This is a genomic window from Rhizobium sp. AN80A, assembly GCF_030053015.1.
GTDB lineage: Bacteria > Pseudomonadota > Alphaproteobacteria > Rhizobiales > Rhizobiaceae > Rhizobium > Rhizobium metallidurans.
Genome location: NZ_JASJPX010000001.1, coordinates 656,059 through 680,360 on the forward strand (window position 1 = coordinate 656,059; position 24,302 = coordinate 680,360).

The 24,302-nt window shown below is 61.9% G+C and carries 21 protein-coding genes and 1 pseudogene; 9 read left to right on the forward strand and 13 right to left on the reverse strand.

Annotation, left to right across the window (positions count from 1 at the left end; translation table 11 throughout):
- Positions 1 to 113: 113 nt before the first annotated feature.
- Positions 114 to 2,903 (reverse strand): bifunctional aconitate hydratase 2/2-methylisocitrate dehydratase, encoded by a 2,790-nt coding sequence (locus P3R82_RS03090; protein ID WP_283192961.1) that lies wholly within the window; start codon positions 2,901 to 2,903, stop codon positions 114 to 116.
- A gap of 569 nt (positions 2,904 to 3,472) precedes the next feature.
- On the opposite strand from P3R82_RS03090, the gene P3R82_RS03095 reads away from it, so the two are divergent.
- Entirely contained in the window at positions 3,473 to 3,811 is a 339-nt protein-coding gene (locus P3R82_RS03095; protein WP_283192962.1) for a metalloregulator ArsR/SmtB family transcription factor, read from the forward strand.
- 200 nt (positions 3,812 to 4,011) lie between these two features.
- The gene (locus P3R82_RS03100; RefSeq protein ID WP_283192963.1) at positions 4,012 to 4,848 is read left to right on the forward strand and encodes an inositol monophosphatase family protein; all 837 of its coding nucleotides are present in this window, start codon (positions 4,012 to 4,014) and stop codon (positions 4,846 to 4,848) included.
- Here the strand turns inward: P3R82_RS03100 and P3R82_RS03105 are convergent.
- The 6 genes from P3R82_RS03105 to P3R82_RS03130 all read right to left on the reverse strand — a co-directional run bounded on the left by P3R82_RS03105 (position 4,845) and on the right by P3R82_RS03130 (position 10,785).
- On the reverse strand, positions 4,845 to 5,693 hold the full coding sequence (locus tag P3R82_RS03105) for a glycerophosphodiester phosphodiesterase family protein (protein ID WP_283192964.1): 849 nt from the start codon (positions 5,691 to 5,693) through the stop codon (positions 4,845 to 4,847). The genes P3R82_RS03100 and P3R82_RS03105 overlap by 4 nt on opposite strands.
- Complete coding sequence (locus P3R82_RS03110) at positions 5,633 to 6,760, reverse strand: ABC transporter ATP-binding protein (RefSeq protein ID WP_283192965.1); 1,128 nt, start codon at positions 6,758 to 6,760, stop codon at positions 5,633 to 5,635. The genes P3R82_RS03105 and P3R82_RS03110 overlap by 61 nt, the downstream gene beginning before the upstream one ends.
- Before the next feature lie 36 nt (positions 6,761 to 6,796).
- Positions 6,797 to 7,624, reverse strand: a complete 828-nt coding sequence (locus P3R82_RS03115; protein ID WP_283192966.1) for an ABC transporter permease subunit — start codon at positions 7,622 to 7,624, stop codon at positions 6,797 to 6,799.
- On the reverse strand, positions 7,621 to 8,502 hold the full coding sequence (locus P3R82_RS03120) for an ABC transporter permease subunit (RefSeq protein WP_283192967.1): 882 nt from the start codon (positions 8,500 to 8,502) through the stop codon (positions 7,621 to 7,623). The genes P3R82_RS03115 and P3R82_RS03120 overlap by 4 nt, the downstream gene beginning before the upstream one ends.
- An 11-nt stretch (positions 8,503 to 8,513) precedes the next feature.
- Positions 8,514 to 9,659 carry an extracellular solute-binding protein gene (locus P3R82_RS03125; protein ID WP_283192968.1) on the reverse strand — a complete coding sequence of 382 codons (1,146 nt, stop codon included), beginning with the start codon at positions 9,657 to 9,659 and terminating at the stop codon, positions 8,514 to 8,516.
- A 178-nt stretch (positions 9,660 to 9,837) separates the two neighbouring features.
- Complete coding sequence (locus P3R82_RS03130) at positions 9,838 to 10,785, reverse strand: lytic transglycosylase domain-containing protein (RefSeq protein ID WP_283192969.1); 948 nt, start codon at positions 10,783 to 10,785, stop codon at positions 9,838 to 9,840.
- A 265-nt stretch (positions 10,786 to 11,050) separates the two neighbouring features.
- Between P3R82_RS03130 and gabD the strand changes: the two genes are divergently transcribed.
- Together gabD and P3R82_RS03140 are read left to right on the forward strand one after the other, a co-directional pair.
- A complete protein-coding gene (gene gabD, locus P3R82_RS03135) occupies positions 11,051 to 12,505 on the forward strand; it encodes an NADP-dependent succinate-semialdehyde dehydrogenase (RefSeq protein WP_283192970.1) in 1,455 nt (484 codons plus the stop codon).
- Positions 12,506 to 12,950: 445 nt separating this feature from the next.
- The gene (locus P3R82_RS03140; protein ID WP_283192971.1) at positions 12,951 to 13,478 is read left to right on the forward strand and encodes a hypothetical protein; all 528 of its coding nucleotides are present in this window, start codon (positions 12,951 to 12,953) and stop codon (positions 13,476 to 13,478) included.
- Between the two features lie 7 nt (positions 13,479 to 13,485).
- Here the strand turns inward: P3R82_RS03140 and P3R82_RS03145 are convergent, their stop codons facing one another.
- From P3R82_RS03145 to P3R82_RS03165, 5 genes and pseudogenes are all read right to left on the reverse strand, one after another.
- The gene (locus P3R82_RS03145; RefSeq protein ID WP_283193499.1) at positions 13,486 to 14,037 is read right to left on the reverse strand and encodes a LysR substrate-binding domain-containing protein; all 552 of its coding nucleotides are present in this window, start codon (positions 14,035 to 14,037) and stop codon (positions 13,486 to 13,488) included.
- Positions 14,031 to 14,402, reverse strand: coding sequence for a LysR family transcriptional regulator (locus tag P3R82_RS03150; protein ID WP_283192972.1), 372 nt, complete (start codon positions 14,400 to 14,402; stop codon positions 14,031 to 14,033). The genes P3R82_RS03145 and P3R82_RS03150 overlap by 7 nt, the downstream gene beginning before the upstream one ends.
- Before the next feature lie 22 nt (positions 14,403 to 14,424).
- On the reverse strand, positions 14,425 to 16,005 hold the full coding sequence (gene ahpF, locus P3R82_RS03155; RefSeq protein ID WP_283192973.1) for an alkyl hydroperoxide reductase subunit F: 1,581 nt from the start codon (positions 16,003 to 16,005) through the stop codon (positions 14,425 to 14,427).
- Positions 16,006 to 16,108: 103 nt separating this feature from the next.
- Complete coding sequence (gene ahpC, locus P3R82_RS03160) at positions 16,109 to 16,672, reverse strand: alkyl hydroperoxide reductase subunit C (protein ID WP_283192974.1); 564 nt, start codon at positions 16,670 to 16,672, stop codon at positions 16,109 to 16,111.
- 191 nt (positions 16,673 to 16,863) lie between these two features.
- Positions 16,864 to 17,569, reverse strand: a pseudogene (locus P3R82_RS03165) (SDR family oxidoreductase).
- A 128-nt stretch (positions 17,570 to 17,697) separates the two neighbouring features.
- Between P3R82_RS03165 and gcvA the strand changes: the two are divergent.
- Together gcvA and guaD are read left to right on the forward strand one after the other, a co-directional pair.
- The gene (gcvA, locus tag P3R82_RS03170; RefSeq protein ID WP_283192975.1) at positions 17,698 to 18,600 is read left to right on the forward strand and encodes a transcriptional regulator GcvA; all 903 of its coding nucleotides are present in this window, start codon (positions 17,698 to 17,700) and stop codon (positions 18,598 to 18,600) included.
- Positions 18,601 to 18,772: 172 nt separating this feature from the next.
- Positions 18,773 to 20,140 carry a guanine deaminase gene (gene guaD / locus P3R82_RS03175; RefSeq protein WP_283192976.1) on the forward strand — a complete coding sequence of 456 codons (1,368 nt, stop codon included), beginning with the start codon at positions 18,773 to 18,775 and terminating at the stop codon, positions 20,138 to 20,140.
- A gap of 8 nt (positions 20,141 to 20,148) precedes the next feature.
- Here guaD and mmsB read toward each other — a convergent pair whose 3' ends face one another.
- Complete coding sequence (gene mmsB / locus P3R82_RS03180; protein WP_283192977.1) at positions 20,149 to 21,024, reverse strand: 3-hydroxyisobutyrate dehydrogenase; 876 nt, start codon at positions 21,022 to 21,024, stop codon at positions 20,149 to 20,151.
- A gap of 159 nt (positions 21,025 to 21,183) precedes the next feature.
- Here mmsB and P3R82_RS03185 point away from each other — a divergent pair, with 159 nt between their 5' ends.
- The 3 genes from P3R82_RS03185 to P3R82_RS03195 all read left to right on the forward strand — a co-directional run bounded on the left by P3R82_RS03185 (position 21,184) and on the right by P3R82_RS03195 (position 24,291).
- Positions 21,184 to 22,371: an acyl-CoA dehydrogenase gene (locus P3R82_RS03185; protein WP_283192978.1), complete on the forward strand. Its 1,188-nt coding sequence runs from the start codon at positions 21,184 to 21,186 to the stop codon at positions 22,369 to 22,371.
- Between the two features lie 94 nt (positions 22,372 to 22,465).
- Complete coding sequence (locus P3R82_RS03190; RefSeq protein WP_283192979.1) at positions 22,466 to 22,924, forward strand: DUF4126 domain-containing protein; 459 nt, start codon at positions 22,466 to 22,468, stop codon at positions 22,922 to 22,924.
- Complete coding sequence (locus P3R82_RS03195) at positions 22,924 to 24,291, forward strand: FAD-containing oxidoreductase (protein ID WP_283192980.1); 1,368 nt, start codon at positions 22,924 to 22,926, stop codon at positions 24,289 to 24,291. The genes P3R82_RS03190 and P3R82_RS03195 overlap by 1 nt, the downstream gene beginning before the upstream one ends.
- Positions 24,292 to 24,302: the final 11 nt, after the last annotated feature.

Below are 24,302 nucleotides of genomic sequence, written 5' to 3' on the forward strand. Positions count from 1 at the left end.
TTCGGCCCCGAAAGGCGGCTGCCCATCCGGCGTCTATCGAAGGAACGTCGTTCAAAAATAGAAAACGCCCCTCAATGGATCGCATTGAGGGGCGTTTTTGTCGGATCACTGCCTTAGTAGTGGACGGACCGGCTGTCGATCGGCGTCGTCTTCGGCGGGGTGAACTTCGTCAGGTTGATGCCTTCGACGGCGACGCGATACTCTTCGATGCTCGGCGTGCGGCCGAGGATCGCCGAGAGCACGACCAGCGGCGTGGAGGCGAGCAGCGACTCGCCCTTCTTTTCCGCCGTATCTTCAACGACGCGCCCCTGGAACAGGCGGGTCGAGGTGGCGAGAACGGTGTCGCCCTTCTCGGCCTTCTCCTGGTTGCCCATGCACAGGTTGCAGCCCGGACGCTCGAGATAGAGGATGTTTTCGTACTCGGTGCGGTTCGATGTCTTCGGCTTCACGTCGTCGAATTCGAAGCCCGAATACTTCTGGAGGATTTCCCAGTCGCCTTCGGCCTTCAGCTCGTCGATGATGTTGTAGGTCGGCGCGGCGACGACGAGCGGCGCCTTGAACTCGACCTTGCCCTCGTTCTTCTCGATGTTCTTCAGCATCTGCGCCACGATCTTCATGTCGCCCTTGTGCACCATGCATGAGCCAACGAAGCCGAGGTCCACCTTCTTGGTGCCGCCATAGTAAGAGACCGGGCGGATCGTGTCGTGGGTGTAGCGGCGCGAGACGTCGGCGTTGTTGACGTCTGGGTCAGCGATCATCGGCTCGTCGATGAGGTCGAGATCGACGACGACTTCCGCGAAATACTTCGCGTTGTCGTCAGGCATCAGCGCCGGCTTCTCGCCCGAACGGATTTCGGCGATGCGGCGATCGGCCTTGGCGATAAGGCCCTTCAGCGTCTCAGCCTCGTTATCCATGCCCTTGTCGATCATGATCTGCATGCGCGACTTGGCGATCTCAAGGCTCTCGATCAGCGTTTCGTCTTCCGAAATGCAGATGGAGGCCTTGGCCTTCATTTCTGCCGTCCAGTCAGTGAAGGTGAAGGCCTGGTCGGCGAGCAGCGTGCCGATGTGGACTTCGATGATGCGGCCCTGGAAGACGTTGTCGCCGTGCTGCTTGAGCATCTGCGCCTGGGTGGCGTGGACCACGTCGCGGAAGTCCATGTAAGGCTGCATCGTACCCTTGAAGGTGACCTTGACCGACTGCGGGATCGGCATGGTGGCTTCGCCGGTGGCAAGCGCCAGCGCCACGGTGCCCGAGTCAGCACCAAAGGCTACGCCCTTGGACATGCGGGTATGGCTGTCGCCTCCGATGATGATGTCCCAGTCATCCACGGTGATGTCGTTCAGCACCTTGTGGATGACGTCGGTCATCGAGTGATAGACGCCCTTCGGATCGCGGGCGGTGATGACGCCGAAGTTGTTCATGAAGGACATGAGCTTCGGAATGTTGGCCTGGGCCTTCTTGTCCCAGACGGATGCCGTGTGGCAGCCGGACTGATAGGCGCCATCGACCAGCGGCGAGATGACGGTGGCCGCCATTGCTTCCAGTTCCTGCGCGGTCATCAGGCCGGTGGTGTCCTGGGAGCCGACGATGTTGACCTTGACGCGAACGTCGGAGCCGGCATGCAGCACCTTGCCAGGCGTGACGCCGACCGCGTTGCGGTTGAAGATCTTCTCGACCGCGGTCAGGCCCTGGCCATCGATGGCGATTTCCTTGTTCGGCGCGAAGACCGGTGTTGCTTCGACACCGAGCGTCTGCGCGGCAAAGGTCTGGAGCTTCTTGCCGAAGACGATGGCGTAGGACGAGCCGGCCTTCATGAACTCCATCTTCTGAGGCGTGAAGGACGACGCAACATCGACCAGTTCGTTGCCGGCTTCGTCGCGCAGCTTCTTGTTCTTCGCGTCGATCTTCAGCACGGTGCCGGTTTCGACCGAGAACTTCTGGTCGAGGATCGGGTTACCTTCGTTGTTGAGGATCGGCTTGCCGTTTTCGTCGAGCTTCTTGACCCAGTTCTTCAGGTTGAGGCCGATGCCGCCGGTGACGTCGACGGTGGTCGCGAAGATCGGCGAGATGCCGTTGGTGCCGGCGACGACTGGCGCGAAGTTGACGAAGGGAACGTAGGGGCTGGCCTGCTTGCCGGTCCACAAAGCCACATTGTTGACGCCGGACATGCGCGAGGAGCCGACGCCCATCGTGCCCTTTTCGGCGATCATCATCACCCGCTTGTCCGGGTGCTGCTTCTGAAGCGCGACGATCTCGGCCTGCGCCTCGGGCGTGATCATGCACTGGCCGTGCAGCTCACGGTCGGAGCGCGAATGCGCCTGGTTGCCGGGAGAAAGAAGGTCGGTCGAGATGTCGCCTTCGGCGGCGATGAAGGTCACAACCTTGATCTCGTCGTCGACATCGGGAAGCTTGGTGAAGAACTCCGCCTTGGCGTAGCTCTCGAGAACGTCCTTGGCAACGGCATTGCCGGCCTTGTAGGCATCGCGCAGGCGGAACATGTCGGCGTCGTAGAGGAAGACCTGGGTCTTCAGCACGTCGCCGGCCTGACAGGCAATCTCGGCGTCACTGCCGAGTGCTACGTCGAGCAGCACTTCGACCGAAGGGCCGCCCTTCATGTGCGACAGCAACTCGAGGGCGAATTTCGGCGTAATTTCAGGGACGATGACGTCTCCAAGAATGATCTTCTTGAGGAAGGCGGCCTTGACGCCGGCAGCACTCGTCGTGCCCGGCAGCGTGTTGTAGATGAAGAATTTCAAAGCATCGGCGCGGTATTCGCTACCGGCATCCTCGATCAGGGCAATGATTTCGCCAGTCAGCGCGCCGTCATCGATCGGCTTGGGGGCGAGCCCTTGAGTTTCTCTGCTTTTGATCTCGGCCAGGTATTCCAGGTAAAGGTTCATCGCAATCCCAACGTCATGGTCTATGGGGCGCCGACGCGCAGCGCCACCGAACGGCAGTGTTCATCAGCCGAGGTCTTACAGCTTTCGTGCGCGTCAACCAAGGCCATCAGCGCAGATACCGTACTTCAGCAAAAAAAATATTACCTTCGATCGACAACCGCGCGCTTTTGATGGCTCGCCACCAACGCACCGAACGGAAACCGTGAGCGGAACGCAACCACTGATGACATCGGTAAGCCAAATTTTTCATAGGCTTGAAGGCCTGTCGTTAACCATCTTTTCAACACTGTGAACGATTGTGGCAGGGTAACTTCAACCGGGTGAACATGATGTCCACTATTCCATCACAGCATGGCCAGCCGCCCCATATGGCGGAAAATGCGCTGTTGCCGCCACGGCCTTGTTCCGTCGGCTTCCACATTGGCTTCCAATCCATTCATCCGTCGACCCTCCAGCGACTGCCCGCCGCGTCGGGCTAGTCGTTACGTTTCGTACTTAAACATCCTGGGACGACGGACCGCGTCACATCGTGGGCGGCGTTTTCCCGCTTATTTCATTGGGAAAATCATATGCAGGAAGACAATCGGAACCCGCAGGGCATTGCCGCTCTGGCGGATCAACTCGCGGTTCTCGGAAACGCCAACCGGCTCGCCATCCTGACCAACCTCGCCGAGGGCGAGATCCAGGTCAATGTGCTCGCCAAGAAGCTCGGCCTCGGCCAATCGGCGCTTTCGCAGCACCTCGCCATCCTGAGGGCATGCGAATTCGTCTCGACGCGGCGCGCCTCGCAATCCGTGTTCTATTCGCTAAAGCCGCGTTCGATCGCCACAACCTTGTCGGATGCGCGGGATCTGCTCATCGGCACACGTGAGGGCGAGACCGAACGCGCAGCCGCGCAGCGCCCTTAGACGCATGGCGCGTCGTACCCGTTGCAGGCGGGCCATGACGCACTGCGGCTCGCATTGAATTGACCATGTGGTTAAAAAGCAAACCAGGGTCGCGCAACCGCGTGGCGTGATCCTCGAAAAGCCGTATACACGTCACGAAAGCGTCATGCAGCTCTGCCATGCGTTCCGGCCGTATTGCAGTTTCATTATCCGGGTTCCTGATGACATCCTCTCCCATATCCTCACGCCTTTCGCCGACAGCCTCCCAGCGCCTGATCACTCTCGCCTCGACGGTCGTGAAAGCCGGCGAAACGGCGCGCCGTTCCTTGCAGCGTCGGCGCATCAGCGATGTGGTGTCAAAGGCGCCGCGTGACTACCAGACGGAGATCGATGTTGCCGTCGAGCGCATCATCGTCACGGATATGATCGCGGCATTCCCCTCCTATTCCATCAAGGGTGAGGAAGATGTCGGCAACCGGGTGGCGGGAACGGACGCGCCCATCATCTACATCGACCCGATCGACGGAACGACCAACTTCGCCTGGGGCATTCCGCATTTCGGCATGACCATCGCGATCGCCGAAGGCGGGCGGATCGTTGCCGGCGTGGTCTACGACCCCATGCTGGACGAGCTGTTCAGCGCGGAGCTCGGCGGCGGCGCATATCTCAACGGCGAGCGCATCTCCTGCGTCGATAACGCCGATATCGAAAACGTCGTCGTCGGCGCCGGTCTGCCCGTTCCCGGTCAGGTCAAGGCCGTTGCACCGGAGGTCTATTTCCATGCGCTGAAGAGGCTGATGGGCAACACCGCCGGCGTGCGACGTCTGGGCTCGGCGGCATTGTCGATCGCTTATGTCGCAAGCGGCCGTCTGGACGGTTTCTTTGAGGACGGGCTATCGCCGCATGACTACGGCGCGGCCGCGTTGCTGGTGACCGAGGCAGGCGGCAAGGTCTCGGCCTTCAAGGGTGGCGACGTGACGGCGAACGGCGACATTCTCGCCGCCAACACCGCGCTCCACCCCTGGCTCGTTCAAGGATTTGAAGCCGAGCAGGCCTAGCCGAGGAGCAGTGTTTCCAGGCCGACCGGGTCATCGGTGGTGATCTGGTCGACCTTCAGCGCCAGGAGGCGGCGCACGACAGGCAGTGCGGCCGGGATTGCCGAATTGATGGTGTAGGCGTCGATACTGCGCCCGGCGCGATGGAAGGCCGCCACTAGGTCGTATCCGGCGTCCTCGGCAAACAGTACCAATTGGTGATGCAGGTAGATCATCCGCGCTCGCGGCGACGCCGCCACGGCATCGGCAACGAAGCCGTCGAAGTCACGACTTTCCTTCAGCCGCTCGATCGCGCCGTGATGGCACGGGTCGTAGCCAATCGGCATCTCCGGCACGCTCAGGGACAGGCGTTCCACGGCCTCGGGATCCCCCGCCGAGAGAATGACAGACTGCGCGACCGGCGAGATCGCCGCGGCGAAGGCCGCGATATCCTCATCGCGGATGGCAGGGGAATCTTCCTTGAGATCGAGCTGCAGAACGGCGCCGCCCTCGCGGTCGATCCCTTGCAGGAGATGACCGAGATCATCGATCAGCATGATCTTATGGGCCGTCGGCTCGCCAAAAGGGTCGCGCAAACGAAGCGCGCGCAACTCGCTCTCCGTCGCCTTGATGACGCGCCCCTCGCCCGTTGTCGCCATGTTCAGTGTCTCGTCATGCAACACGGCGAAGCCGGCGCCATTGAAACGCACCAGATCGATCTCGACGCTGGCGCCCAGCGCCATCGCCTCGGCAATGCGTTGCCCCGTAAACGAGATATCACCGGCATAGCGATGGCCGCGATGCCATTTCAGCCAGGTCTTGTGGCCTGCCTGATCGATCGCGATGCCGCTGCGATCAAGCGTTGCCAAGGATCTCGATCATGATGCCGTTCGCCTGAGGTTGTCGATTGATAGACCAGCCGGTTGTCGCGGAAGGCACGGAACGCGGAGGCCCTCGGCTCGATGCCCACGCCCTTGCTCCAATTGCTATCCGGCGCGGTCATCGCCTTCAAGCGCGTACCATCGGCGAGGTCGATGTCCACGATCTTGTGGGTGCCGAAATCGATGCTGCGATGAACGATGGCGGTCGAAAGCGTCTTCGACGGCTGCAGCGACAGCGCCTCGGGGCGAAACGCGAGAACGACATCACCATCCTCGATCGGCACGGCCACGGGAAAGGCCGGATGCTGGCTAATACCGCCGCGGATGCTGGTCCTGACGAAATTCATCGAGCCGATGAAGCCTGCCACGAATTCCGTTTGCGGTTCCCGGTAGACGATATCGGGCGGCGCGATCTGTTCGGTGCTGCCGTCGCGCATCACGACAATGCGGTCGGCGAGCGCCAGGGCCTCGTCCTGCCCGTGGGTGACGAACAGGGTGGTGATGCCGACCCGCTGCTGGATATCGCGCACTTCCTCGCGCAGCCGCTCCCGCAAGTGCTGGTCGAGGCTGGCGAATGGCTCGTCGAGCAAGAGGATCTTCGGTTCCAGGACCAGCGACCGGGCGAGCGCCACGCGCTGCTGCTGACCGCCCGACAATTGCGTCGTCATGCGTCGGCCGTAATCGGCAAGACCGACCAGCGCCAGAGCGTTTTCGACACGTTCGCGGATTTCGTTCTTTGCCAGCCGACGAAGCTTGAGACCGAAGGCGATGTTGTTGAACACGTCCATATGGGTCCACAGCGCATGGCTCTGGAAGACCATGCCCGTGGGGCGCTTTTCCGGCGGCAGTGCCGTCACGTCCTTGGCATCGATCAGGATCGAGCCACCAGTCGGCTGCTCGAAGCCGCCGATCATGCGAAGCAGCGTCGACTTTCCTGATCCGGACGGACCGAGCAGGCAGACGAGTTCGCCATCCTCCACATCGAGCGAGAAGTCACGGACCGCGAACGAAGTGCCGAACGTCTTGGAGACGTTCCTGATCGTCAAGCGTGCCATATCAAGCCTTTCCTCGGGCAGAGCCCGATCCCAACGTCACGCGCCGAAGCCACGCGCAAAAGAACCCGTTCCGACGACCCGGCGGGCAAACATCAGCGCGATGAATGATGGCACCCAGAGCATCACCGACAGAACGGCGCCATACTGCACGACGATCTGGTTGTTGATGAACGTGATCATCAACACCGGCATGGTGCGTATCTCGGGCGCGCCGATCAGCCAAGCGCCTTCGGTTTCATAGAATGTGCCGACGAAGGTCAGCAGCAATGCGGCGACGATCGTCGGTGCCGCCTGCGGCAGCGTGATCGACCAGAACACCCGCAGCGGCCCGGCGCCCGCATCGCGAGCAGCCTCCTCCATCCGGCGATCGATATTCTGGAACGCCGCCACGGGAATCCAGATCATCAGCATCAGCGTCCCGACCAGCTGGATCAGGACCACGCCCCAGAAGGTGCTGATCAGCCCGAGCTTCAGGAAGATGCCGGCGATCGCCACCAGCAGGCCGAACTTCGGAAAAGCGTAGGATGACAAAAACGACAGGAACAGCACGTTCTTTCCGGGAAACGACATGCGCGCGAAAGCGTAAGCCGCCGGCAGGCAGATGATGGCGGACAGAAGCGTGACCGTCGTGGTCAGCCTCAGGCTCAGGAAGAGCGCATCCCACACATCCGAGCGCGACAGCGTCTGCGACCAGAAACGCAAACCGAACTGCTGCGGAACGACCGATGGGTAGCGCCACACCTCCGTGAACGCCCAGGTGCCGACCACGATCAGCGGCACGGCGATGAACAGGGTGAGAAGCACGGCGAAGACAATGCCCGTCCAATCGATGCCGGAACCCTTGACGGTGCTCGATACTCTCATCGTGACGCCCCCCGATTTTTGGCGATGGAACGCACATACAATATCCCGAAAATCAGGCAGAAGCCGAACGCGATGACAGCCTGCGTCAATGCATTCTGGGGATCGTTGAGATCCGAGAAGGTACGCTGCATGAACGGTCCCATCATTTCCGGCGATGCCGGCCCGAGCACATATGGCAACGTGAAGGACGAGAAGATGCCAAGGATGGCGAAGGAGGCCGTGACCAGCAAGGAATTGCCCATGCGCGGCAGGATGATCGACACGAAAACCCTGAGCGGTGACGCGCCGACATCGCGCGCGGCCTCGACGGAACTCGTGGGAATGTTACCAAGTCCGGCTGTCAGCATCAGCACGGTTAGCGGAAGATTGTCCCATACCAGGCCGATGACGGGACCCCATGGCGTCAGATAGGGCGACGGCAGCTTCGGCAGCCCGACCGCATTCAGCAGCAGATCGACGGTGCCGTTGGGCCCGATTGTCCGGATCAGCGCATAGGACAGGATGATCGATGGCACGAACATCGGGAAAATCGCCAGTCCCTGCACATAGGCGGGAAGGCGCCCCTGCGAAAAGCGCAGATAGAGCGCGATCGGCAACCCGATGACCAGCAGCAAGACGCCGCAGACAAAGGTCGTCCACAGGGTTATCCAGAGATTGGCACGACTGTAGGAATCGCTGAAGAAAAACGCATAGGAGGCCAGCGATACCGACATCGTCCCATCCGCCTGGCGGACGAAAACGGTGGTGATGACGGCCGAGAAGATCGGGTAGACGATCAGCCATCCGAGCAGGAACACCGGCAGGGCGACCAGAAGAAGTCCCACCGGATTTTGCGCCTTGCCCGGCGCGGTTCCCCGCGCCGGCAGCGGCAATGTCATGCCTCTACGCATCAGGTACGGCTGATGCCCGGAGCAACGTTGCGGTACCAGCCATCGTTGATGTTGGTTTCCCAATCGCCGGACGGGAATGTCGGGATCGTGGTCGGGATGACGTCGGCGTATTTCTGACGGAGCTCGTCGGAGATATGATCCCAGGAAACGCCAGGGAAGCCGCCGATTTCGGTGATGATCGCTTCCTGGATCTCCTTCGTCAGCATGAATGCCGCGAGCTTGAGAGCGGCATCCTTGTTGGCGCCGTTCGAGAACACGGTCATGCGCGAGAAGCCGCCGCAAAGCGCCAGGTCGCTCAACTGCACCAGGCCGGTGGTTTCCGGCAGAACACCCTGCGAAAGGGCCTGGAGCACCTGGTCGGACCACACCGGCGTCATCGTGACGACACCCTGGGCAAGTAGCTGGATCGACTGCGTGTTGCCGGCGGTGTAGGCGCCCTTTTCATAAAGCGACGGCGCGAGATCGTTGAGGATCGCCCAGGCCGGGGTCAGCATCTTGTTGCCGAGTTCGGCTGTGTAGTTATCGGTGGTGAACTTCTTGGGATCACGGCCATTGGCCTCGTGAATCGCGCGGCGAACGAAGTTTCCGCCGGAACCACCCTTGTCCGGGCGGTTGTAGATGAACTGGCCAGGATTGGCCTTGATCCAGGCCGTCAGCTGTTCCCAGGTCTTCGGCGCATCCTTGGGGTCGAGCTTCGTCTTGTCGTAGGCGAGCAGCACCTGCGAACCGCGGTAAGGCAGCGAATATTCGCTGTCGACGCTCAGCGGATTGACGTTCGCGAAGCCATCGATGTTGTCGGCCGAGAACTTCACCCAGAGGCCGGCGTCGATACCGCCGGCAGGCAGACGCGGATCGAAGTGTTCGAAGATGTCCGACTGCGGATCGGCCTTCGATTTCAGCGCGGCCAGCGCACGGTCTGCAATCGCACGCAATCCCGTGTTGTCGCCGGCATCGGTGATCTTGAGGGCAAGACCCGGATTGGCCTTTTCGAAGGCCGGACGCACGGTGTTGTTCCAGAAATCGATGATGTTGGCGTCAGAGCCGCTGTAGAGGTTAATCGTCGCATCCGCAGCCATTGCGAAGCGTGGCAGGGCCAGCACACCGGCTGCCGCCGATGATGTGACAAGAAACTCGCGTCTGTTCATGACCGTCTCCATTCGGTTTGGGGCTCTGCCCTCTGGACTGTGGTTTTGCTATCGCCGACGCGTAACAGTGACATGACAAAATAGGGCCGGATTTCATTTTTTGCACACCCGTGCAATTTAAATCTCCGAATGGCCGCGACTGCTCGCGGCACATCCCAATGTCACTGACCGCAACATCTCAATTCTTGAAAACCAGGCAGATCGGGTTTTTCTGGCGGATCTGCTTGCAGACGTCATTGGCTTCCGCCCTCGTCTGCCGCGCGATACGCGTCACATAGCGCGGCCGAAAACCGAAGCTGCGGTCGCGCTGCCGGAGGATCAGCGGCTGCTCCTGGTCGAGCGGCGCGGGAAACCGGGCAACCGCCTCGAAGAACAGGCGACGGGCGACGTCGGGGTTGGCGCTCGCCGCGATCTGCACGCCCCAGGGCGCCCAGTTTCCTTCAGACCGCCATGCTGGTTCGGCCATCTTGCGGCGATCGGCAAGCGCCACGCAGCCCTCGATGAACGGCTGGTCCTCCGCCAGGGGACCCGCCGCCTTTTCGGGTACCGAGGACTTCCACTCCTCGACGCTATGCGCAGTTATCGCCATCACGTAACTGCGGGTTTCCGTCGGCAGGCCGCCGCCATTGAGGAAGTTCGACAGCCCGTTTTCGCCGGCATTGTAGGCTGCCGCCGCAAGGCCGAGATTGCCGAAGCGATCCCTGAGTTCATCGAGATATTCGGCCGACTTCTGCAAGGCTTCCAAGACATCATAGCTGTCCTGCAGGCCACGCAGCTTGGCGGTGCCCGGCATGAACTGGGCGATGCCCTGCGCACCCTTGTAGCTCAGGGCGTCCGGCCTGAACCGGCTCTCGCGCCAGATTAACCGAGCGAAGAAATCCGGCGGCAGGTCGTGCTCCGTCGCGGTCCGCTCGATCGCACCGCAGAGATCGCGGTTGAAGCTGTCCTTGCGAATGCAGAGCGTCTCCGCCGAACCGGTGATCGAGCGCGTATAGAGGCAGGCCGCTGGCGGCGCGGCTTCGATGATCTCGGCCGCGCTGGCGATGCCGGTCAGCGTCGTGCAAAGGGCGGCGCGGAAGCCCCAAGCCACGAATACACCGATGCTGCGCCGCCTGATCGCGATCATTTGCTCCCGGTGCCGCGCCGGCGGCACCGCCGTAGGGTGATATCAGGACGCATACCATTTCGTTTGCCGCGCGCAGTCAAGACATCCCTAAAACGGCCTTCCGTCCGTGCGATACCGACACCATGCAAGACCGTCGGCGGCTTCGGTTGCAAGTCCTCGGCAATTCGGCCAATTTGACGTTGCCGGACGGGAGACCAGTTTATCCTCAGCACCAGAAAACGCTGACCCGATCAGTGCCGGCGGCTTGTCAAACAGGATGAATGCGATGCAGCTGAAAGACCCTTCCCTTTTTCGCCAAGCCGCCCTCGTCGGAGGAAAATGGACCGACGCCGACCCCGCCAATGCAATCGAGGTGAACAATCCGGCAACCGGAGAGATCATCGGGCGCGTGCCCAAGCTCGGCGGCGCGGAGACAAAGGCCGCGATCGAGGCCGCGCGTGTCGCGCAGAAGGGCTGGGCCGCCCGCACGGCGAAGGAGCGTGCCGGCATCCTGCGCAAGTGGTTCGACCTGATGATCGAGAACAAGGACGACCTCGGGCGCATCCTGACGCTTGAGCAGGGAAAGCCGCTTGCCGAAGCGACCGGCGAGATCGTCTACGGCGCAAGCTTCATCGAATGGTTCGCGGAGGAAGCACGGCGCGTCTATGGCGACCTCATTCCGGGCCACCAGCCCGACAAGCGCATCATGGTGATGAAGCAGCCGATCGGCGTGGTCGCCGCGATCACGCCCTGGAATTTCCCCAACGCGATGATCACCCGCAAGGCCGGCCCCGCACTGGCGGCAGGTTGCGCCATGGTGCTGAAGCCGGCATCACAGACGCCGTTCTCGGCGATCGCCATTGCCGTGCTCGCGGAGCGCGCCGGGCTGCCGGCTGGGCTTTTCTCGGTGCTGACGGGGTCCGCCGCCGCGATCGGCGCGGAGATGACCTCGAACCCGACCGTGCGCAAGCTCACCTTTACCGGGTCGACCGAAATCGGCGCCGAGCTCTACAAGCAGAGCGCGCCGACGATCAAGAAGCTCGGGCTGGAACTCGGCGGCAATGCGCCGTTCATCGTCTTCGACGACGCTGATCTCGACGCCACCGTCGAGGGCGCGCTGATCGCCAAGTTCCGCAACAACGGCCAGACATGCGTGTGCGCCAACAGGCTTTATGTGCAGGATGGCGTCTATGACGCCTTCTCCGAAAAACTCGCGGAAGCCGTCGGCAGGCTGAAGACCGGCAATGGCTTCGACGAGGGCGTGATCCTCGGGCCGCTGATCGACAAGCTGGCGCTCGAGAAAGTGCAGGAACATGTCGCCGACGCGCTTGCCAAGGGCGCCAACATCATCCGCGGCGGCAAGCCACATGCGCTGGGCGGCACCTTCTATGAGGCCACCGTTCTCGCCAACGTCACCAGGGACATGGCGGTGGCGCGGGAAGAGACTTTCGGCCCGCTTGCTCCCCTCTTCCGCTTCAAGGACGAGGCGGATGTGATCGAACAGGCAAACGACACCGAATTCGGCCTCGCCTCCTATTTTTACGCAAAGGACCTCGCGCGCGTGTTCCGTGTGGCGGAAGCGCTGGAATATGGGATGGTCGGCGTGAATACGGGCTTGATCTCGACGGCGGAAGCGCCGTTCGGTGGCGTGAAGCTCTCGGGTCTCGGCCGCGAGGGCTCGCGATACGGCATCGAGGAATTCACCGAGATCAAATACGTATGCCTCGGCGGCATCAGCTGACGCTTGCTTGAACGAAAGGCGCGCAAGCCGAATGGTTTGCGCGCTGGCGCTACCGTGTGATCCGGAAAACTGAAAGCTGAAGAACGCGCAGGCCAGAATCGAAAAAGCCTGCCGCGGGAGGAGGTGCGACAGGCTTTTCGAAAATAACCGAATGACAGCTGGGAGGAGGAGTGCTGTCATTCCCGCAGGCGCCCTTGGGAGGAGGATAAGGCCACCTGCAATTCGAAGCTCTGCGGGAGGAGGTGCATCGCTTCGATGATTTGTTTATACAGCAAGCACGCTCAAATCATAGGCACAATTCTGCAGCGCAGCTATGCGCTATGCGCGTGGCGCGCGGCTTCTGTCGCAGATTTGCGCCTCGTGGCCGTTGCGGCGCAGGTCGTACTACCCCTTGGAATCTCCGCGTTTTCTGCTACCACGCGCCAAAAGCCATGAGGAAACGCCGATGAGCGCCGCATTTTATCGTGATTACGTTGTCGATCTGAAGGCACGCTTGGACGATCTGCATAGCGACCCCGCCTCCTATCAGACCTACGATCTGGCGATGGAGCTGCTGGCCCAGAAGAACCTCATCAGCTACGCCATGAGCCGCAAGCAGGGCCAGGTCGACAGCCTGTTTTATCGGCGCGACACGGCGAGCGGCCAAGGCACGCAGATGTCGCAGGAGACGGCGTACCGGGTGTTTTCCGGCTTCTTCGGACTAGGCCAGTTCCTGGCGTCGACGGGCCGGGCGAACGGGCTCGGCGAGGAAGCGTTCGCGGAGACGCTGACGGCGGGATGGGAATATCCCACCTGCGCGGTCCAGTTCTCCTACCGAAAGAAAGGCCAGCCGCGCGGCGCTTCGATGAAGATGCTCTTTGTCGGGCTGAATGGCGACGCTGATGCCACGACTTTCGAAGCCAAGTTGACGCAACCCGAGCTATTGATCGATACACGGCCGTTTTCAACCAAGCTCCTGTGGGAGTGGAAGTAAAGTCGCCTTAGGTGGCAGGCGAACGGCTGATGTCGGCAAGCAGCTCCTGGGCAACGTCGCGCAGGAGACCAGCGATACTTTCCAGAAAAGCGCCCATCGCCGAACCCGTGCGCCAGCAGATGCCGATCCGTCTGTTCGGCGATATGCCTTCGAAACGAAGCAGCCTGATATCACCGGACGCCGGATGCAGCGCGGCGAGCTCCGGCAGAAGCGTGATCCCCACATTGGCGCCGACCATCTGGCGCAGCGTCTCCAGGCTGGTGGCGCGAAACGAGGTGCGCTCGCTCGCACCCGATAAGCGGCACACATCGAGCGCCTGATCACGAAGGCAATGCCCCTCTTCGAGTAGCATAAGGTCGTAGCGATCGAGGTCCCCAAGCACCAGCGACTGCCGTCTTGCGAGCGGATGCGTGCCGGGAACGGCAAGCAGAAAGTCTTCCTCGAAGAGAAACTCGGCCTTCAGGTGATCGTCGTTGACGGGAAGAGCGAGGATCGCGGCATCGAGATTGCCGCTTCTGAGGCGCGCGAGGAGCGCGTCACTTTTTTCCTCGATCAGCAGCGTCTCGAGCCGCGGAACTGCCTGTGGATGCGCGGCACCGCATAAGGCAGGAAATAAGGTGCCAGTGTCGGGAAGATGCCGAGACGCAGCGTGCCGACCTCTGGATTGAGGCTGCGCAGCGCCGAGGATCTGATCTCGGCGACCTCCCGCATGATGCGCCGCGCCCGTTCGACGGTATCCTCGCCGAACGGCGTCAGCATGATGGTGCGCGGCGTGCGCTCGATCAGAGGAGCGCCTAGCGTCTCCTCCAGTTTCCGGATCTGCGTCGATAACGTCGGCTGGCTGACCAGGCACGCTTCGGCGGCCCGGCCAAAATGCCGGTGGTCCGCCAAGGCAATCAGGTATTCCAGCTCGCGCAGCGTCATTGCAGGACCGTGTCGGCCGGCTTCAGGCCGCCTTCACTGCATCCTCGTCGGGCGCGGATGTGCGGATCAGGTGATCGAAGGCCGCAAGCGATGCCTTCGCGCCCTCGCCGAGCGCAATCACGATCTGCTTGTAAGGCACCGTGGTGCAATCGCCGGCGGCAAAGACGCCGGGAACCGAGGTCTGGCCATGATGATCGACGATGATCTCGCCGCGCGGAGAAAGCTCGACGGCACCCTTCAGCCATTCGGTGTTCGGAAGCAGACCGATCTGAACGAAGATCCCTTCCAGACCGAGCGTGTGCCGCTGACCGGCAACGCGATTTTCGTAGACGAGCCCGGTCACCTTCTGGCCATCGCCCAGCACTTCCGTCGTCTTGGCGGAGAGCAGGATATCGACATTCGGAAGGCTGCGCAGCTTGCGTTGCAGAACGTCGTCGGCACGCAGCTTGTTGTCGAACTCGATCAGCGTCACATGGCTGACGATGTTGGCAAGATCGATCGCCGCCTCGACGCCGGAATTGCCACCGCCGATGACGGCAACGCGCTTGCCCTTGAACAGCGGACCGTCGCAGTGCGGGCAATAGGCAACGCCCTTGTTGCGATACTGGTCTTCGCCGGGAACGCCCATCTGCCGCCAGCGCGCGCCGGTGGACAGGATCACCGTCTTCGAGCGCAGTGTCGCGCCGTTGGCAAGCTCGACCGCGATCATGTCCTTGCCGGGAACGAGCTTCTCAGCACGCTGCAGGTTCATGATATCGACGTCGTATTGCTTCACATGCGCTTCCAGCGAGGCCGCGAACTGCGGACCCTCGGTGTGCTGGACGGAGATGAAGTTTTCGATCGCCATCGTGTCGAGCACCTGACCGCCGAAGCGCTCGGCGGCAACGCCTGTGCGGATGCCCTTGCGCGCGGCGTAGATTGCTGCCGCAGCGCCAGCCGGCCCGCCACCGATGACGAGAACGTCATAGGCTTCGCGGCTGTTGAGCTTTTCCGCGGCGCGGGCCGCGGAATTGGTGTCGAGCTTCGAGACGATCTCCTCGACCTCCATTCTCCCCTGACCGAACAGCTGGCCATTGAGATAGACCGTCGGGACCGACATGACCTGGCGGCTTTGAACCTCGGCCGGAAACACGCCGCCATCGATCGCCACATGCTTCACGCGCGGGTTCAACACGGCCATCAGGTTCAGCGCCTGCACGACATCGGGGCAATTCTGGCAGGTGAGCGAGAAATAGGTCTCGAAGAGGAAATCGCCGTCGAGATCCTTGATCTGATCGATGATCGCCTGCTCGGTGCGCGGCGGGTGGCCGCCGACCTGCAGCAGAGCCAGCACAAGCGAGGTGAACTCGTGGCCCATCGGAATGCCGGCGAAACGCAGATTGATGTCGTGGCCCGGGCTGGTCAACGTAAAGGAGGGTGCACGCTCTCCGTCATCGCGCGTTTCCACGACCGAGATCTTGTCGGAAAGCGCGACCAGTTCGCCGAGAAGCTCCGACATCTCTTTGGACTTTGTGCTGTCATTGACCGAAGCAGTGATCGCGATCGGGCGAACGACCCTCTCCAGATAGCCCTTCAACTGGGACTTCAGGTTCTCGTCGAGCATGGGGCACTCCGCTAAAAATGGATGGCCGCGCCACTGGGGCGCTGAATATGGCATTGGCTGCCGCCCTCCGGCATTCACCGGAAGGCGGCTTGTCATTTGAACGTCAGATCTTGCCGACGAGGTGCAGCGACGGAGCGAGCGTCTTTTCGCCCTCTTCCCACTTGGCCGGGCAAACTTCACCCGGATGCGCGCGCACATACTGAGCTGCCTTGATGCGACGCAGCAGGTCGACGGCATTGCGGCCGATGCCTTCGGCGGTGACTTCCATCGCCTGGATGACGCCATCGGGATCGACGACGAAAGTGCCGCGATCGGCAAGGCCTTCGGATCCGCGCATGACTTCGAAGTTGCGGCTGATCGTGCCCGTCGGGTCGCCGATCATCGTGTACTGGATCTTGCCGATTGTCTCGGAGCTGTCGTGCCAAGCCTTGTGGGTGAAGTGCGTGTCGGTCGAGACCGAATAGACCTCGACGTCAAGGCGCTGCAGCTCGGCATAGTGATCGGCGACATCGCCGAGTTCGGTCGGGCAAACGAAGGTAAAGTCAGCCGGATAAAAGAAGAATACCGCCCACTTGCCCTTGGTGTCGGCATCGGTCACTTCAATGAATTTGCCCTGCTTGAAGGCCTGCGCCTTGAAGGGCTTAATGGATGTGTTGATAAGGGACATGAAGGCTCCTGTAAAATTGCTGCGAAGCGAAAACCCGCTTTCGCGGCGCAACATAAACAGGGGCCGGCGATAAATGAAATAGATAAAGAAAAATATTTCGATAGGTAATCTCTATCGGCGATCTTCTAAGTGATGTTTATCAAGCGGCCCGCGAACCAGCCGCTTGATCTGGCAAAATTTGGCCTGCGCGATCAAACCGATCGACCGAGCCCGCCGTCCACCTTGATGTTCTGCCCTGTGATATATCCGGCACCTTCCGACGCCAGAAACGCGACGGTCGCCGCGATCTCTTCGCTCGTGCCATAGCGCTTCATCGGCACCGATTCTGCGGCGCTCCTCGGTTGCCGGCAGACTGTCGATCCAGCCCGGCAGAACGTTGTTCATGCGGATATTGTCCGCCGCGTAGGTGTCGGCGAAGATCTTGGTGAAGGACGCGAGACCGGCGCGGAAGACCGCCGATGTTGGAAACATGGCAGACGGCTCGAAGGCCCAGGCGGTCGAGATATTGACGATCGCGCCCGACTTCTGCGCCTGCATGATCGGCGTCACGATCCGCGTCGGGCGGATGACGTTCATCAGGTAGACGTCCATGCCCTTGTGCCAGTCCTCGTCGGTGATATCGAGGATCGGTGCGCGCGGGCCGTGCCCGGCGCTGTTGACCAGCACATCGATGCGACCCCAGGCCTGCATGGCCAGATCCACAAGTCGCCTGATATCGTCGTTCGACTGGTTTGAACCCGTGACACCCACGCCACCCAGTTCCTTGGCCAGCGCCTCACCCTTACCCGAAGAGGATAGGATGGCGAGCTTGAAGCCATCGGCCGCCAGACGTTTGGCGGCATCCGCCCCCATGCCGCTGCCGCCTGCCGTCACCAATGCCACTTTTTCTACTGTCATGACATCCACCCTTTCGTCATTTTTCTTGTTCATCGCGCATGTTTTCAGCTCTGATGCGAGATGATACCATCAGGAAGACATAGCTTCGAGCCAATTCGATTGGCATCATTCAGTAGAAAATCTATCGCATGAAAGACCCGCTTTTCCGCCTTCCGCCGCTGAATGGCCTGCGCGCTTTCGAGGTAGCCGCCCGCCATCTGAATTTTCGCGTCGCCGCCGAGGAGCTGGGCGTCACCCAGGCGGCCGTGGCCCAGCAGGTTCGCGGCCTTGAGAAGGAATTGAACCTCGCTTTGTTCGAACGCCTCCCCCGCACGCTTGCCCTGACCGAGGCCGGACGCGGGTATGCCGAAAGCATCCGCCGCGCCTTCGAACTGATCTCCGATGCCACCGTGACATTGCGGCCGGAGCCGTTGCGGCTGACGATCAGCGTCACGCCGACCTTCGCGTCGAAATGGCTGATCCCGAGGCTGCCGGACTTTCTGGCCGCGCACCCGGATCTCGACATGCGCATTCTCGCCAGCGAGCGCGTGGCCAATTTCCAATCGGATGACGTGGATATCGCCGTCCGTCTGGCGCGGCCGCCCTTTCCGGCGTCGCTGGAGGCCGATCTGCTTTTCGAGCAGGAGCTCGTCGCGGTGTGCAGCCCGGCACTGATGCCGACGGCCGACGGCCTCGACCCTGTCGATCTCGCGCGTTTCGTGCTGCTCCACGACACCCACAATCAATGGCCCGAGTTCATCGCCACGATCGCGGGTGAAAGGCCGATTGCGGCCTCCAAGGGCGTTCGCTTCAACCAGACGTCCCATGCGATCGAGGCCGCCCTCGCAGGCCAGGGGATCGCACTGGCAAGCGGGGTATTCGTCAACGAAGATATCGCCGCCGGACGACTGGTGCCGGCATTCAAGGAAACAATGCACGCGCAGTCGGACTTTTACGTCGTCTCGCTGCGCAAGCCGAGGCAAGCCCAATCGGTCGCCAAGGTCAGGGCGTGGCTGCTTCAACATGCCGGCCGGCACCTTCTTTCGCGATAGGCCACGCGGCGCGCCGCCCGGCCATCAATCGTGTCGAGCGTCCCGCGAATGCACGGCAGCCACCCAAAAAACGCACGGCTCGGGGAATGGACCGGCCGGTTATTCGCTATAGATTTGTATTCGCGTATACGTGCGCGAATACCGACGCATCGCTTGAACTGGGAATACAGCATTGGACCTGCGGAATAAAACGCTCTGCGCCTCCGGATTTCACGCACCGGAGCGCGGAAAGATCGATATCTTGGACGAGGTGCTGATCGATATCGGCGCGGACGGCACGATCGCCGCCATGCATCGTCCGAGCGATCCGAACTACCGGACCATTCGTGAGGCGCGTGAGGAAAGCGGCGAACTGGTCACGCTGCCCGTTGGTTCCTATCTTCTTCCTGGTTTCGTCGACCTTCACGTCCATGCTCCGCAATATCCCCAGCTTGGTAGTGCGCTCGATGTGCCGCTCGAAGTATGGCTGCAGAAATATACCTTCCCGCTGGAAGCCCGCTACCAAGATCTCGCCTTCGCCAAGCGCAGCTATGGCCTGCTTGTCGACGATATGCTCGCCAATGGCACGACCACGGCGCTCTATTTCGCCACCGTGCACCAGGATGCGACGCGATCGCTCGCCGACATTTGCCTGGAGAAGGGCCAGCGGGCGCTGATCGGCAAGGTGGCGATGGACAATGCCGACGAGTGCCCGGATTATTACCGTGACGCAACGCCGGATGACGCCATTGAAGGCACGCGGACGCTGATCGATTACATCAATACCCACCCCGAGAATGGCGAGAAGCGGGTGCTTCCCGTCATCACGCCGCGCTTCGTTCCATCCTGCACCGACGCAACGCTCGAAGGGCTGGGTGCTCTGGCCAGGGAGTGCGGCTGCCACGTGCAGACCCACTGTTCGGAGAGCGATTGGGCGCATGGTTACGTGCTGTCGCGCTATGGCGTGACCGATACCGAAGCGCTCGACCGCTTCGGCCTGCTTGGTCGACGCACGGTGCTGGCGCATGCCAACTTCCTGACGGATGACGACATGGACAAGGTGCGGGAGCGCGAAGCGGCGGTCGCCCACTGCCCGCTCTCCAACGTCTATTTCGCCAATGCCGTCTTCCCGCTCAAGGCCGCCCTCGACAAAGGCGTCCACGTTGGCCTCGGCACGGATATCTCTGGCGGACCGAGCGCCTCGATGCTGGAAAACTGCCGCGGCGCGATCCTTATGTCGCGGGCGCTGGAAAGCGGTGTCGATCCCAATCGCGACGCTGAGGCGCGCGCGAGCTACGGGCCGGCCCAGATCGATTTTCGCGACGCCTTCTATATCGCAACAGCAGGGGGCGGCGTGGCGCTCGATCTGCCGATCGGCCAGTTCACGCCCGGCTATCTCTTCGATGCGATCGTTATCGACACCAAGGCGCCGAAGGGATCGGTGCGCTTGTTCGATGAGTTCGATAGCGGCGAACAGATCCTGCAGAAGATTATCAACACCGCCTCGAAGCCCAACATCTCAACCGCCTGGGTTGGCGGCACAAACCTGCGTTTGCCGTAAAGACGGCGTCAGCCGCGCAACATCTCGATGATCGCCGAGAAGTCGCGACCGCCATTGCCCTGCTTTTCGAAGAGCGCGAACAACTGCGCGGCTTCGGCGCCGAGCGGCGTCGAGGCGCCGGTTGCGAGGGCAGCCTCCTGCGACAGCCGGAGGTCCTTCAGCATCAAGGCGGCCGCAAAGCCGGGTTTATAATCATTGTTGGCGGGCGATGTCGGCACCGGACCGGGAACCGGGCAGTAGGTGTTGATCGACCAGCATTGGCCCGATGACGTCGAGGCGACATCGAACAGGGCCTGGTGCGAGAGGCCGAGCTTTTCGCCCAGCGCGAAAGCCTCGCAAACGCCGATCATCGATATGCCGAGGATCATGTTGTTGCAGATCTTCGCCGCCTGCCCCGCGCCTGCCTCGCCGCAATGAACGATCTTCCGGCCCATCGCTTCAAGAACAGGCTTCGCCCTGGCGAAACTCTCCGGCGTTCCTCCCGCCATGAAGGTGAGCGTTCCGGCCGCCGCCCCGCTGGTTCCGCCCGAGACGGGTGCATCGAGTGACGGGCAACCGGCCGTCCTTGCCATATCATGCGCCTCGCGCGCGCTGGCGACGTCGATCGTCGAGCAGTCGATGACAAGCGTTCCCGAGGGAATGGCGCCGAGAATATCGGTCCACGCCGCCAGCACGTGCCTGCCCTGCGGAAGCATGGTCACGACAACGTCGGCGCCGCTCACGGCCTGAGAGATATCGCTTGCCGGCTTCACGCCCGTCGCTTCGGCCGCCTCAAGCAATGCCGGCACCAGGTCAAAGCCAGCGACCGCGTGGCCCGCCTTGACCAGATTTGCCGCCATCGGCCCACCCATGTTGCCGAGGCCGATAAACGCGATCTTTGCCATGTCCTGCTCCCATTATCGAGACGATCCCATGAGGAATAGCTATGTCATGAACGCGCACAGTCGAGAGCAACGCAGACGGCGGCGCGTGTTGACGCTCCCTCGCCCCGGCGGTATCCCAATAGGGTCCGCTGAATGCCGATGGATCGAGGAGGATGAACCATGCAGCACACCCGCGAGAGTTTCGACTGGTCCGATCCGTTCCGGCTCGTCGAGCAACTGACGGACGAAGAGCGCATGGTGCTCGACACCGCGCACTCCTACGCGCAAGGCAAGCTCGCGCCGCGTGTGCTCGAAGCCTTTCGCCATGAGAAGACCGATCCGCATATCTTTCGCGAAATGGGCGAACTCGGTCTGCTCGGCCCGACGATATCACCCGAATACGGCGGCGCGGGCCTCGGATACGTTGCCTACGGGCTGATTGCCCGCGAGGTCGAACGCGTCGACAGCGGCTATCGATCGATGATGAGCGTACAGTCATCGCTGGTAATGGTACCGATCGATGCCTTCGGATCGGAAGCGCAGAAGCAGAAGTATCTGCCGAAACTCGCCACCGGCGAATGGATCGGCTGCTTCGGCCTCACCGAGCCGAACCATGGCTCCGATCCGGGATCGATGGCGACGCGCGCAAGGAAGGTCGACGGCGGCTATAGTCTTTCCGGCGCCAAGACGTGGATATCGAACGCGCCGATCGCCGATGTCTTCGTGGTCTGGGCAAAGACCGAGGATGGCGTCATCCGCGGCTTCATCCTCGAAAAGGGCTGGAAGGGCCTGACAGCGCCAGCCATTCACGGCAAAGTCGGTCTGCGCGCCTCGATCACCGGCGAAGTGGTCATGGACGGCGTCTTCGTGCCGGAAGAGAACCTGTTGCCCGATGTCTCCGGCCTGAAGGGTCCGTTCACCTGCCTCAACTCGGCCCGTTTTGGCATCGCATGGGGTGCGCTCGGCGCCGCCGAGGATTGCTACGCGAAGGCGCGGCAATACACGCTCGACCGGAAACAGTTCAATCGACCGCTCGCCGCCAATCAGTTGATCCAGAAGAAGCTCGCCGACATGGCGACCGAGATCACCCTTGGCCTGCAGGGCTGCCTGCGTCTCGGCCGGATGAAGGAGGACGGCCACCCGCCGGTCGAGCTTACCTCGATTTTGAAACGCAACTCCTGCGGCAAGGCACTCGACATCGCCCGAATGGCACGCGACATGCTTGGCGGCAACGGCATTTCCGATGAGTTCGGCGTCGCGCGGCATCTCGTTAATCTCGAGGTGGTCAACACCTATGAAGGCACGCACGACATTCACGCCCTGATCCTCGGTCGCGCCATAACGGGGATAGCGGCGTTCTCGAACTGAGAGAAATCCTTCGCCGTCAAATTGCAACCGAACCGACAATGTGCAAGCCTTGCTTCACCGCGGGGATAGCCTGCGCTGCGATGGGGGATTGCGCATGCTTCTGTTTCTCGCATTTCTGATCGGCATCATCGCCGGGCTGCGCGCGCTGACAGCGCCCGCGGCCGTCGCATGGGGCGCGGCGCTCGGCTGGTTCGATGTGTCCCAGACACCGCTGTCCTTCATGGGTTACCGCTGGACCCCATGGATATTCACGCTGCTGGCGCTGGTCGAACTGGTGACCGATCAGTTGCCATCCACCCCTTCCCGCAAGGTGCCCATGCAGTTCGGCGCGCGGTTGATCATGGGCGCGCTGTCAGGTGCCACCATCGGCGCCGCCGGCGGCTCGATGATCGCGGCGCTCGCCGCCGGCATTCTCGGCGCGGTTGCGGGCACGCTTGGTGGCGCCGCGGCGCGCGCCAGGCTGGCTGGCGCCTTTCAGAGAGATCCGCCGGCCGCAATCATCGAGGACGCGGTCGCCATTGTCGGCGCGATCCTGATCGTGGCTGCGGTCTGATGCGCAGCTTCGACGCAATCGTTGTCGGCGCCGGCCAGTCCGGCCCCTTTCTCGCCGCCCGGATGGCGGAGAGGGGCATGAAGGTCGCGCTCATCGAACGCAAGTTTCTCGGCGGAACATGCGTCAACGCGGGCTGCATGCCGACGAAAACGCTCGTCGCCAGCGCCCGCGCCGCCCATGTCGCGCGCAATGCCGGCGGCTACGGGGTGACCATCCCTGGCGAGATCGGCGTCGACATGGAAATCGTCCGCAAACGAGCCGAGACAGTTATCATGGAGGCCCGCAATGGTCTGCTCTCGTGGTTTGCCAACATGGACGGCATCACCGTGATCTACGGTCATGCCCGCTTCGAAAACGAGCGGACGATCACCGTTAACGGCGAATTGCTGACCGCGCCGCGCATCTATCTCAACGTCGGCGCCCGACCGGCCATTCCGGATATGCCGGGTATCGGCGACATCGATTACCTGACCAGCACATCGATCATTGCGATGGACACACTGCCCCGGCATCTGGTGATCATCGGCGGAAGCTATATCGGCCTTGAGTTCGCCCAGATGTATCGCCGCTTCGGCGCGGAGGTAACGGTCATCGAGCGCGGCCCCAAGCTCGCCTCGCGCGAGGATGACGACATCTCGGACGCGATCGCCGACATTCTGCGCGCGGAAGGAATTGCGGTCCACACCAGCGCCGATCGCATCGCCTTCAAAAACAGTTCCGATGGGATCGTGGTCGCGGTCGGCGATGGTATCGCCGACATCACCGCGAGCCATGTACTGGTCGCAACCGGCCGCGTGCCGAACACCGATGATCTCGGCCTTGAACGAGCCAAGGTCGCTACCGACAAGCGAGGCTACATCACGGTTGACGACAAGCTGGCGACCAATGTCGATGGCATATGGGCGCTCGGGGACTGCAATGGCCACGGCGCCTTCACGCATACGTCCTACAACGACTTCGAGATCGCGGCCGCGAACCTGCTCGACGGCGAGGATCGCAAGCTCAGCGACCGTATCCTTGCCTATGCGCTCTACATCGATCCGCCGCTCGGTCGCGTGGGCATGTCGGAAAGGCAGGCCCGCGCATCCGGCCACGAGATCATGATCTCGACCCGGCCGATGACCAGGGTCGGCCGCGCCAAGGAGCGGGGCGAGACAAAGGGCTTCATGAAGGTGATCGCCGATGCGCAAAGCAAGCAGATTCTCGGCGCGGCGATCCTCGGCATTGAGGGCGACGAGGCGATCCATGGCTTCATCGACGCCATGAACGCGAAGACGACCTATCCCGAACTCAAATGGGCCGTGCCGATCCACCCGACGGTCTCCGAATTGATCCCGACATTGCTCGGCGACCTGAAGAGCGTGTAGCCTTCGCGGCG